We start from the raw sequence: 12,364 nt of genomic DNA, 5'->3' as shown, positions 1-12,364 counted from the left end.
AAGTAGTAAAGGTAATTTATGAAAAGGCTGTCTTATTTTTATGTCGTTGGGCTGATTTGAATAAATATATACCTTATACTACAAAATAATATGGAGATTTAAAACATGAATAAAGATAATATTGCTAATGACCAAAAAAAGAATTTATTAACTTCAAGACAAAAAAAAATTTTAGCATATTTAAATGGACAAGAAGATTATATAACAAGCGACCAAATAGCTGAAACATTGGAAGTATCATCCCGTACAGTCAAAAATGATATAAAAGAATTAAAAAACATAAGTAAACAGCTTGGAGTTGAGATATGTAGCCAACGAACAAGAGGATATTTGTTAATAGTGCATGATAATCAGACGTATGGTATTTATAGTGAGGGATCATATATAGATTTAAATGTACAAAATGATCGAGTCGTATTATTACTACAAAGACTATTAGCAGAAAAGAATTTTGTCCAGCTGAACGATTTGGCAGAATATTTAAATATATCATTGTCGACACTTCATACTGATTTAAAATTAGCTAAACTTATGTTAAAAGAAGACAGGATTTTTATTGTTAGTCAGCCTAATAAAGGAATAAAAGTAGAAGGAAATGAAGGTGACATACGGTCTGCTTTATCTCGATATATAAATGCTAATTTTTTACTTATACGTTCATATGATAGTATTTTAAATAAAAATGTTTTATCTACTAATGGAATAAAAATTTTATCAGATTTTTTAGTTGATATTTTAAGGAATGCATATGATTCGTTTTTAGGATTAGAAGTTACAAATTTATTAATACATATAGTAATTATTATAAGTAGAAATAAAAGTGGATTTTATGTACAGTTTAATGATTCAAGAATATCAATAAAAATGATAGATAGTAAAGAACGAAACATCGCTAATAAGATAGCTGATTTTTTGAGAGTTAATTTTGATATAAATTTGCCACAAGAAGAGGTTTACTATTTAAGTTTCTGCATACTAAGACATTGCACACCAAATAATAATTTAAATGCAGTTGATAGTTTCCTAAAAGATGTATATTATGCTATAAAACAGACATTTGGTATTGAAATAAAAACTGAACATGAAGGGTATGATGCATTGTACTACCATAGTGTAGGACTTTGCAATAGATCAAAATATAAACTACAGATTTCTGATAAGCAAAGTTTAGAGTTTGTAAAAAATAAATTCATTTTAGCCTATGAAATGGCGATGATATATAAACGTTTGTTTAAAAAGAATTTTAGTAATGACTTAAATGACATTGAAATTTATTATATAACGATACATTTTGGTGCAATATTAGAAAGTCAGAAATTAGAAAATACGTTACCTACCGTATTATTAGTTACAGAAATGCGGTTAGGCAAAGTTTTATTACTGAAAAATGAATTAATGTTTTATCTACGGTCGTATATTAAAAGAATAGATATTTTATCGCCATATGCAATAAATGAAGAAGTCTTAAAAAAATATAAATTTGTTTTATCAACAGAATCACTGAGAAAATTACATAATTTTTTTATTAAAAACTTTTTATTAATTCCATTTGAATTGAATAATTTAGTAATAAAACAAATAAAAAACTATTTAACTAGTAAATTGGTACCAGAGGATATTTTTAAGGAAACAGTGTTTTTTTTAAATCCAAAAGTAAAAAACGTTAATGATCTTATAATGAAAATGGCTAAAAATTTTTGGAAATTAGGTTATATAGATGATTATAAATCTTTTTACTACTTAACAATGCAAAGAGAGAAATTGCAATCAACACATATTGGATATGTATTAGCCATGCCACATCCAATTAGAAGTGCATCAAAAGTTAATTTTATCTCTGTTTCTATATTTTCTGAAGGGCTTAAATGGTTTGATGGCAATAATGTAAAACTTGTATTCTATGTTGGTTTTACAGGTAATAAAAAAGAAGAAACTGCTAGAATATTTGATTTACTATCATTAATATGTAGCAATGATAAGTTAATCGATGAACTTATTTTAGCAAAGTCTTCAGTTGATTTTATTTCTATATTAAAATCAGCTACAACTGTTTATAGTAAGTAATAATTAAATGAAAGGGGTGAGACATGGTAAATGTATGAGCAAAATAAGGTCTTTTTTAAAGAAGATCAAATTTTTTTAGATATGAGCTTTAATAACAAATTTATATTTTTTAAGGAGATCGGTGAAAAATTATACAAGAAAGGAATAGTGAATGAAAACTTTGCAACAGGTCTTATCGAAAGAGAAAAGTTATATCCTACAGCACTTCCAATGGAGCCAGATGCAATTGCAGTTCCACATTGCGACCCTAAATTTGTCAAAGAAAGTACGATTTCAATAATACGATTTAAAAATAAATTATCATTTTTTGAGATGGGAACTACGGATAAAAAATTGATGGTCAGATTTGCATTTGTTTTAACAATGCAATCAGTACAGCAAATATCGATATTGCAAGATTTGATAAATTTATTTAATGATCAAGCTTTTATGAACATTATGAGAAATACCCAAAATACTAATGAAATATATAAATATATTAAAAATATGTAAGGAGTGTTATTTATGAGCAAGACTAAGATTAAAGTATTAACTATATGTGGTTCAGGAGTAGTCACATCTTCGATGGTAGCAAATCAAATAAAAGATATTTTTGGTGAAATGGGCTACGATGTTTATGCAACAGAAGCAAATCCAAGTGAAATAGAAAACTATACTATGAGAGAAAAATTTGATTTTATCGCTTTTGCTAGTCCTATTGTTGATAGTTGTGGTGTTCCAGCAATAAATGCGATGGGTCTTGTTACAGGAATGGGGAAGGATGATTTTATACAAAAAGCAATAGATGTATTAAAAAAAATAGGTAAATATCCAATTTGAAGGGGAATAGCATGTTTTCATTAGTATTAATAATATGAAATCTTTTCGAACCAGTAGACATGAAGAGATTTTTTAAGTATAGCTGTTTTTGTTATGAATATAATATATCAGGAGGTAATATAAATGTTTTTTAGTATATTAAAGACTTTTTTTTCAACATTTGGTGCACCTGTTTTTGTGCCAGTAATAATATTTATTATTGCATTATGTTTAAAGGTCAAGCCCAAAAAGGCATTTGTTTCAGCACTGTCAGCTGCTGTTGGGTTGATGGGATTTTTTCTGTTGATAAATGCGTATGCACCTATTATAACGCCAATTATAAATGGAATGGTTCAGGATACAGGAGTGAATTTACCAGTATTTGATGTTGGTTGGCAAACAACATCAATTGTAGCATATTCTACCGAAGTTGGAATGATGTTTGTAGCTATTGCGATAATATTGCAAACAGTATTATTTTTAACAAGATATGTAAATGTATTCCAACCTGGAGATTTATGGAATAATTATTCTTATTTTGTATGGGGTTCAATGGTTTATCTTATTACCAATAGTATTTGGTTGAGTTTAGGATGTATGGTAATGCAATTATTGTATACAGTTATGTGTGCAGAAGTTATTGAAAAGAGATGGTCTACATATTATCAATATCCTAATTGCACTTTAGCTTCTTTGCATACTGTAACTAATGGGCCATATGCAGTAATAATGGAATATATAATGAATAAATTTGGGTTATATAAATTGCATAGTGATCCAAGTACTTTACAAAAAAATTTAGGATTTATAGGAGAACCCATGACATTAGGGTTATTCCTCGGACTATTGATAGGTATAATTGGACAATTCCATGGACTGGGGGAATTAGCTACTTGGGGTAAAATTGCTACATGTGGTGTTGCCACTTCAGCTGTTATGGCAGTGTTTCCTAAAGTATCTGCAATATTTGCTGGTTCATTTACAGCAATAACGGAAGCTAGTAAAAAATCATTGCAGGGTGTCAGTGGCAATGGAAGAGAATGGTACTTATCCGTCAATGATGCAACAGGTTATGGTGAAACAGCCACTTTAATATCAGGCATTATTATGATGCCAATTTTGCTTTTAATATCGTTTATTTTACCTGGGAATCAAACGTTACCAATGATTGACTTAGTAGCATTGCCTTATTTAATTCAACCAATTGTAGCAATGGCAAATGGAAATGTTATTAAGACAGTTATATCAGGATTAATTTGGTTTACCATGACATTATTTGTTTGTAGTTATACAGCACCACAATTTAGCCAGGTTGTTGGAGTGGTAGGGATTAATTTAACAACTGGTGCTGCTTTGGTAACTAGTTTAGTAATTTTAGGGCAACCGGTAGCAATGCTGATATATTTGCCATTTGTTTGGCAAAGTTATCCGTTAATTGCAGTTGTGGTTATTGTATATATAATCTGTTATCTCCTTATGAGAAAATATAGACCGGCATTACACGCTTTCATGGAAAAACAAGCGATGATGAATGTAAAGGATGACGATTAAAATTATAATTTGTAGATAGAAATTTGATTACTCCAATACATTTGCGATTATGAAATAATAAGTATTGGAGTAATTTCTGATTTAGTAAAATTATGTGCAGGAGAAAAAACAATATGCATATTTGTAATTATCCATATGGAAGAATAGAAGACATAAATAATGCTTGTGTTATTGCATCTTATATAGTATTTAATTCGGGGATGGATAGAATTTTACGTGATGCAGGTAATTTTGCAGTAGGACAGACTATAGGAACGTGGATATCTGTTCCAGGGATATCTGAAGAAATGATTCAAAAATATCAGGGAAGAGTGATATCGGTAGTCTCTTTAGATGGAGACGGTAGTTTTTTTATTAGAGTAGCATTTCCACAAATTAATTTTGCGTCTAGCTTTACAATGATGTTAACAGCGTTAGTTGGTAATGATGTATCTACAGCACTACAAATGAAATTAATAGATATTGAATTTTATAATGGTGCGTTGAATGAATATACTGGACCTAAACAAAAAATGAAAGATTTGCGTCAATTAGTTAATGTTTACGATCGTCCAATTGTATTAAACATGATAAAACCGTGTGCAGGATTCAGTCCAGAAGAAGGAGCAAAATTATTTTTAGCATCAGCTAGTGGTGGAGTTGATCTAATTAAAGATGACGAAATATTAGGGTCACCTTCTTATAATGCGGTAGTAAAGAGAACCAAGCTATATTTACAAATGGCAGAAAAAGTATATGAAAATACTGGTAAAAAAGTTATATATTTACCTAATATTACAGGGACGCCAAACCAAATAAATGATAATGCAAAAGCTGTTATTGAATGTGGTGCAAAAGCATGTTTAATAAATTTCGTTTTTAGTGGCATTGATACTTTAAAAGAAATTTGTGATAAATATGGAGATAAATTATTCATTATGAGCCACTATGCTGGGGCTGCAGTTATGAATTCGCCACACAGTGGGATAGCAAATAGCATTTTGTTGGGATTATTACCACGGTTGGCTGGAGCAAGTTCCCAAATGACTATGGCACCGAAAATAAGTGCATATGAAAACATATATGATTTATACCAAATTGTACAATCGCAAAATATGCCTATGCAGCATATTAATCCTATAATAACTACTGTTGGTGGAGGGATAACACCAATAAATCAAGAATGGTTTCAACAAAAACTTGGCAAAGATATAATTATTGGCATAGGAGGAGCAATACAAGGACATCCAGCAGGGACTACTGTAGGTGCTAAAGCTGCAATGCGTGCTGTTTCAGCATCAGCTAATAATATACCATTGGATGAAGCAGCAATTGACTGTCCAGAACTGCAGTCAGCAATAAAATTATGGAGAAATTAGTAAATTATTCAGTATATATAAGAATATATTTAATTTTTATAAATATTGTATTACAAATAAAGGTAGGGTAGGAAAATGGTATTAACAGTATGTGGAATAATATTTATAGCTATTTGTGTAATATATCTTTATAAACTATATAAAATACGAGACTATAAGTGGCAGTTTATAAAGATTACTAAACTTAATTATACAAGTGATGAACTGGTTATTGATTATAAATGCAGATTAAAAAGAAAAATTAAAGTGGCATTTGGTCTATTAGTTCTTACTGCAATACTATTTTTTTTGCAATATAATGTTGATGCATTCAATAATGCTATGTCAATAGATCCATTGTTTTCTACATCGTTATTTAGTAAATAGTTTAAAAATAAATTTTCATAGAAGTGGTGGTAAAATGAAAATATTTTTTACAGCAGAATATAATAAAAATGATATTCAAACACTATATGAATTAGGTGAAGTAATTCTAGATGGTTGGGCAATAGGGTTACCTAAGCTGCAGGAAAAGGAACTTATAGAAAAAACCCAAAATGTAGATATTATTGTGACAAGCTATGATGATATTACTAGTGATGTAATAAAAAAGGCTATAAATCTTAAATTGATTGCCTGTACACGTGCTACACCAGTTAATATTGATGTTACAGCAGCAAAAAAAAGAAAAATACCAGTAGTTTATGCACCGGGTAGGAATTCGGACTCTGTAGCGGAATTTACTATGGGACTAATACTTTCAGTAGCAAGAAATATACCACAAGCCTATAAGGCGTTAAAAGAAGGAAAATATACAAGCGGCGAAGATGCAACTCAGGAAACAAAAATTGGTTTGAAAAAAGATGTTATTTGGGGAATGACAAAAGAATCACCATATGTTGTTTTTAAAGGAGTGGAATTAAAATATAAAACTCTTGGAATTATAGGATATGGCAGTATTGGTAGACGTGTTGGACGTATTGCACGTGCGTTCGGTATGGAATTACTTGTCTTTGATCCATACCAAGGAGAATTGGATATAGAAGAGATTGGTATACGAAAGGTAAATACGTTAGCCGAATTAATGGAAAAATCAGATTTTATCACTTCTCATATAAAAGCAACACCTAAAACAAAAAATATAATTGACAGTAAAATGGTTGCATTGATGAAATCAACTGCTTATTTTATTAATACTTCTCGTGGGGCTATAGTAGATGAGGAAGTGATTGTTAGTGCACTGCGAAAAAACCGAATTGCTGGGGCGGCTTTTGATGTTTACAATAATGAACCAATATTGAGAAATCATCCATTTATTAAAGAATTGGATAATGTAGTTATCACACCACATATCGCAGGAGCTACGGAACAAGTTTTAACAAATCATACTAAACAAATAGTGGGGGACATTAAACGGTTTATACGAAACGAACCATTGCTTTATGAATATAAGTAATGTTAAATACGAGGAGAGATATATATGTTATTAGAAAAAGAGAGAGAAGATATAGTGTATTATTGTCAGAAATTGATAAAAAACGGTTTAACAAAAGGGACTGGAGGAAATATTAGTATTTTTAACCGCGATAAGGGGCTCATAGCAATTAGTCCAAGTGGTATGGATTATTTTGAAATGAAGATGAAAGATATCGTTATATTGAATATAGATGGTGTGGTCGTTGAAGGGGATAGAAAACCTTCCAGTGAAGTTGAGATGCATAGAATATTTTATGCAAAACGTAATGATATACAAGCTGTTGTCCATGCACATTCTACATATTGCACAGTTCTAGGTACGAATCGTGAAGGATTACCTGCGTCAAGCTATTTAATTGCCTTCGCAGGAAAGGATGTACGTTGTGCTCAATATGCGACATTTGGAACGAAGGATTTAGCAGAAAAAACATTTGAAGGTATGCGAGACAGAAATGCAGTTATTATGGCTAATCATGGACTTTTAGCAGGTGGGTATAATATTGAGCGTGCTTTTAATATTGCTGAAGAAATTGAGTTTTGTGCAAAAGTTTATGTTAAGGCAAAAAGTATAGGTTCTCCTGTTTTATTAGATGATAATGAGATGAAAATAATGTTAGAAAAATTTAAGACTTATGGCCAAAAATAATAACCAATGATGTTTGTATCTATTTTATAATTTACGAAATAGACAGGATAAAATGTAAAAATATAATGTTATAAAATATGAGGATTATTTTTTATGAAAAAGCTATATTTGGGTACAAATTTAAAAATGTATAAGACTATAAAAGAAACTACACAATACTTAAATTCATTAGCAATATTGACAAATGATATTGCTAATAGTGTAAACTTATTTGTATTACCGTCGTATACAGCATTGCCAGAGGCAAGTTTAATTTTAAATAATACGAATATTAAACTTGGAGCGCAAAATATGTGCTGGGAAGAAAGGGGACAGTTTACTGGTGAAATATCACCAGTAATGTTAAAAGAACTAGGTATAAGCATTGTAATGGTTGGACACTCTGAAAGACGCCATGTTTTTGGCGAAATAGATCAAATTGAAAACAGAAAAATTATAACAGCACTGCAGTATGGTTTTACTGTTATTTTATGTGTAGGAGAAACATTAGAAGATAAGAATTATAATATAAGTGATGAAGTATTAAAAAGACAATTGAAGATTGATTTATATAATGTAAGTGAAAAATTTTATGATAAAATCCTGATAGGATATGAACCAGTATGGGCAATAGGAAAAGAAGGATTACCAGCTACGCCAGAATATGCACAACAAAAGCATAAACTTATTAAAAAAACATTAAATGAAATTTTTGGTAGTAAAGGGAGCAATATTCCTATATTATATGGGGGCAGTGTAAATATGTGTAATGCTGAAAAATTAATAGTAATGGATGATATTGATGGATTATATGTTGGGCGTAGTGCGTGGCAGGCAGACGATTTTAATAGATTAATTCGTTTTAGTAAGGCGGCATTTGATAAAAAATATAATATAAATTCATTTTCATAATAATTGCATAAGAAATGATGGTTACACACTCAGCTGCGAGTTTTTAATCGTTTTGCTGAGTGTTTTCTTTTTTTATCTTACAAATTCAGGTATAATTAAATTTAAGGGTTGTACACTAAATGTTGAGGTAAGCAAAAATTCAAGCTTACTTCAGCATTATTTTTTTGCAAAAAAATAAGAGCATAAAATAAATAAATCCGTTACAATTAAAGCACCACACAATAAAAGAAAGGATGGATTATTTTATGCTCAAGGAAAATTATACTATACAATTATTAGGTTTAGAAGGGCTTGAAGTAATAAATGTTGTGAGAGTGCGTACATTTTTGTGTAAAGTCCAAATATTAGGATGAAATCAATTTAAGTTTTACAAAGAAATTTTGACGCGATCACCAAAATAAATCATGAGGTTATCCAGTATCATTCCCCAGTTTCGAATGGGCATTGTCCATTTATCAATGATGCTCATGGTTGTTAAATACAGCAATTTCATCAAAGCATTATCCGAAACAAAAGCACTTTTTGTCTTGGTCACTTTTCGCAATTGACGGTTGAAATTTTCAATCGCATTGGTTGTATAAATTAATTTACGTATTTCTGGTGAATATTTGAACATGGTAGAGAGTTCATTCCAATTAGCTCTCCAAGATTTTACGCCTAACGGATATTTCGAGTTCCATTTAGCTTCAAATTCATCTAAAGCAAATAGAGCAGCCTCTTCGGTTGGGGCTTTATAAATTGGTTTTAAATCAGCGGTGAACTGCTTAACATCTTTATACGATACATAACGTGTCGAAGCTCGAATCTGATGAATTACGCAACGCTGTACTTCTGTTTGAGGGAACGCAACATTGATGGCTTGTACAAATCCAGATAAACCGTCTACAGATACAATAAGAATATCTTGAACTCCACGATTTTTCAACCCATTCAGTATAGAAAGCCAATATTTAGAGGATTCACTAGCTCCCAACCAAATGCCTAAAACATCTTTTTGTCCTTCTAAATCCGTACCAATGGCGACATATGCAGCTTTTTTGGTAACAATGCCGTTTTCACGGACATTGTAATGAATGGCATCTAAAATAACCATTGCATAAACCGTTTGCAATGGGCGCTCTTGCCATTCATTAATAAGGGGCAACAATTTATCTGTTATTCTTGAAACACGACTGTCATCTACATCAATACCATACATTTCTTGCATTGTTTTTTGGATATCACGAGTGGATATGCCTTGTGAGTAAAGAAAAATCACTTTATCTTCAATGGTTGAAATATCTGTTTGATGTTTTTTTACTAATTGTGGTTCAAAATCTCCGTCGCGATCACGCGGTATTTTAAGTTCCATTTCTCCGTTGGAACTTTGAACAATTTTAGTCGAATAGCCATTGCGACTATTTTTGGTGTTTTTATTTTTGTAGTCATATTTGGAGTAACCAAGTTCTTCATCCAATTCAGCATCAAGAGCTGTCTGGATGGTTTCAGCTGTAAGCATTTTAACGAAATTATGGACATCATTCATGTCTTTAACACCATACTCTTTGATAAGATCTTTGAGTTTGTTATTTTCTTTATTTGTCATAATAAAATACCTCCAATATTAGTTTTATTTTACCTAACATTGGAGGTTTACACAATTATTTCAGCACTACCCTAATTACGAAAAAAAAAGCAGGATAATCTACCCCTGCTTTCCCTTCGTAATTATTGTCTAAATCTTTTATTACCCCAACTATTGACGTTGAACCCTTTTTCGGGCGACCCCTAAAGGGGGTTTTTTTTGCCTTTTACTTCTTGCTACCCGTAAACGGGTCTACAAATTCCCTTAAACTTATCTGATCTGTTATTTGATCTTGTTGTAACTGATTTCTAATGTAATTCTCTATCTGCTTCTTATTCCTTCCTACTGTATCTACAAAATATCCTCTTGACCAAAAGGTTCTGCTTCCATACTTATATTTTAAATTTGCGTGCCTATCAAATATCATCAAACTGCTTTTCCCCTTTAAATATCCCATAAAACTTGAAACACTATACTTTGGGGGAATACTCAACAATAAATGTATATGATCTGGACAAACTTCTGCTTCTATAATTTCAACACCTTTATCCTCACACAGTTTTCTTAATATCCATCCTATATCTTTTTTCAATTCTTCATAAATTTCCATTCGACGATATTTTGGTGAAAATACTATATGATATTGACATCTCCACTTTGTATGTTCTAAACTTTGTATATCTTTATCTTTCATGATAAAGTCCTCCCTGTTATTTTTATGCGGTTGGCTAGACCTGCATTTATTATAACAGGGACTTTTTTTCGACTAAAGTCAAAACCTTCGATTCCGCCGGCTGAGCCGGTGGATTATTTTGAACAGTTATTAAAATGAGGCTATATCATCTGTGATGCAGACAATATAGCCTCATTTCTTTTCAATAAGCTGTGCCTTTGTTATCGACCGACTGCCGAATTTCATTTTTATAGCATCAATCGTCTTATATAATTTTATTTGTTTTTCGTCATTAACAAACAATGACATCTCTTCGATATGAACAAGCCCGCTGCCAGTGAGCCCCAGCAAGCGCACTTTACCAACAAAATGCAAATCTTTAAATAATTTTTTGGCCGTATCATACAAAACAGCATCAAAATTTGTTGCTTCCGTCAAGGTAACGCTTCTTGTATAAGTTACGAAATTATTGGTGCGAACTTTTATACTTATAGTTCGCGCTTTCAATGCTTTACTGCGGAGCCGCCAGCCGACTTTACCGGCCAATGCCAGAAACTTTCGTTCAATTACTACTTTTCCCTCTATATCCTCATCATAAGTTTCCTCATTACCAATAGATTTTATACTGCGTTCCGATTCTACTTGACGCTCATCGATACCATTTGACAACTGCCATAAGTGTGTTGCTGTTTTTATACCAAAATATTTTTTAAGCACGGCAATGGTGGTTTTTGCTATATCACCAATCTCACGGTATCCCAAAGCATTGAGTTTCTCTGCTGTCTTAGTACCCACACCCCATAACCTGCTAATCGGTAAATGCTCCAACAGTTGCCTTTCCCTGCCATATTCCACAATAACCAAACCATCGGGTTTTTGTAAATCAGATGCCAATTTTGCCAAAAATTTATTAGGTGCTATACCTACAGATGCATGGATACCAGTCTGCTGCAAAATACGTTTTTTTAATCTACAGGCATAATCCGGCAGTGTTTTATAAATTTTTTCCATACCGGTTATATCAAGAAAAGCCTCATCTATAGACAATGGTTCTACTATCGGTGAAAATTCTGCAAAAATAGTAAAAATTTTTTTTGATACTGCCCTGTACCGTTCATGCCTTACTGGTAAAAATATTCCCTGTGGGCAAAGCTTATGAGCCTGCAGTGCTGGCATTGCTGAATGAACACCATATTTTCTAGCCGCATAAGAAGCCGTACAAACTACACCACGATTTTTTATTCCGCCGACAATAACCGGTTTATCTGCTAATGCGGGATTATCGACCTGTTCTACTGAAGCAAAAAAAGCATCCATATCAACGTGCATTATATAGCGTCTCAGTCAATTCACCCCCTTGACTC

Annotated in this window: 12 protein-coding genes; 9 read left to right on the top strand and 3 right to left on the bottom strand. The window is 31.6% G+C overall.

Features of this window, described 5'->3' with window-relative positions; translation table 11 throughout:
* Positions 1-105 precede the first annotated feature (105 nt).
* The 9 genes from F8M42_RS00860 (at position 106) to F8M42_RS00820 (ending at position 8,763) form a co-directional block, all read left to right on the top strand.
* Positions 106-2,064, top strand: a complete 1,959-nt coding sequence (locus F8M42_RS00860; RefSeq protein ID WP_182187552.1) for a BglG family transcription antiterminator — start codon at positions 106-108, stop codon at positions 2,062-2,064.
* A 30-nt stretch (positions 2,065-2,094) separates the two neighbouring features.
* Positions 2,095-2,556, top strand: coding sequence for a PTS sugar transporter subunit IIA (locus F8M42_RS00855; RefSeq protein WP_182187551.1), 462 nt, complete (start codon positions 2,095-2,097; stop codon positions 2,554-2,556).
* Between the two features lie 12 nt (positions 2,557-2,568).
* The gene (locus tag F8M42_RS00850) at positions 2,569-2,883 is read left to right on the top strand and encodes a PTS sugar transporter subunit IIB (protein WP_182187550.1); all 315 of its coding nucleotides are present in this window, start codon (positions 2,569-2,571) and stop codon (positions 2,881-2,883) included.
* A 123-nt stretch (positions 2,884-3,006) separates the two neighbouring features.
* The gene (locus tag F8M42_RS00845; protein ID WP_182187549.1) at positions 3,007-4,413 is read left to right on the top strand and encodes a PTS transporter subunit IIC; all 1,407 of its coding nucleotides are present in this window, start codon (positions 3,007-3,009) and stop codon (positions 4,411-4,413) included.
* Between the two features lie 113 nt (positions 4,414-4,526).
* Positions 4,527-5,771, top strand: a complete 1,245-nt coding sequence (locus tag F8M42_RS00840; protein WP_182187548.1) for a RuBisCO large subunit C-terminal-like domain-containing protein — start codon at positions 4,527-4,529, stop codon at positions 5,769-5,771.
* 75 nt (positions 5,772-5,846) lie between these two features.
* Positions 5,847-6,137, top strand: coding sequence for a hypothetical protein (locus F8M42_RS00835; RefSeq protein WP_182187547.1), 291 nt, complete (start codon positions 5,847-5,849; stop codon positions 6,135-6,137).
* A gap of 34 nt (positions 6,138-6,171) precedes the next feature.
* Entirely contained in the window at positions 6,172-7,206 is a 1,035-nt protein-coding gene (locus F8M42_RS00830; protein WP_182187546.1) for a 2-hydroxyacid dehydrogenase, read from the top strand.
* 24 nt (positions 7,207-7,230) lie between these two features.
* On the top strand, positions 7,231-7,872 hold the full coding sequence (locus F8M42_RS00825) for an L-fuculose-phosphate aldolase (protein WP_182187545.1): 642 nt from the start codon (positions 7,231-7,233) through the stop codon (positions 7,870-7,872).
* A 93-nt stretch (positions 7,873-7,965) separates the two neighbouring features.
* Positions 7,966-8,763, top strand: coding sequence for a triose-phosphate isomerase family protein (locus F8M42_RS00820; RefSeq protein ID WP_182187544.1), 798 nt, complete (start codon positions 7,966-7,968; stop codon positions 8,761-8,763).
* Between the two features lie 367 nt (positions 8,764-9,130).
* Here the strand turns inward: F8M42_RS00820 and F8M42_RS00815 are convergent, their stop codons facing one another.
* From F8M42_RS00815 to F8M42_RS00805, 3 genes are all read right to left on the bottom strand, one after another.
* The gene (locus tag F8M42_RS00815) at positions 9,131-10,348 is read right to left on the bottom strand and encodes an IS256 family transposase (protein ID WP_182187543.1); all 1,218 of its coding nucleotides are present in this window, start codon (positions 10,346-10,348) and stop codon (positions 9,131-9,133) included.
* Positions 10,349-10,553: 205 nt separating this feature from the next.
* On the bottom strand, positions 10,554-11,021 hold the full coding sequence (gene tnpA, locus F8M42_RS00810) for an IS200/IS605 family transposase (protein ID WP_182187542.1): 468 nt from the start codon (positions 11,019-11,021) through the stop codon (positions 10,554-10,556).
* 171 nt (positions 11,022-11,192) lie between these two features.
* Positions 11,193-12,329, bottom strand: coding sequence for a DNA polymerase IV (locus F8M42_RS00805; protein ID WP_229711379.1), 1,137 nt, complete (start codon positions 12,327-12,329; stop codon positions 11,193-11,195).
* Positions 12,330-12,364 lie beyond the last annotated feature (35 nt).

Source organism: Pectinatus frisingensis (assembly GCF_014076555.1).
GTDB lineage: Bacteria > Bacillota > Negativicutes > Selenomonadales > Selenomonadaceae > Pectinatus > Pectinatus frisingensis.
This window is presented reverse-complemented; position numbering and strand designations above follow the sequence as displayed.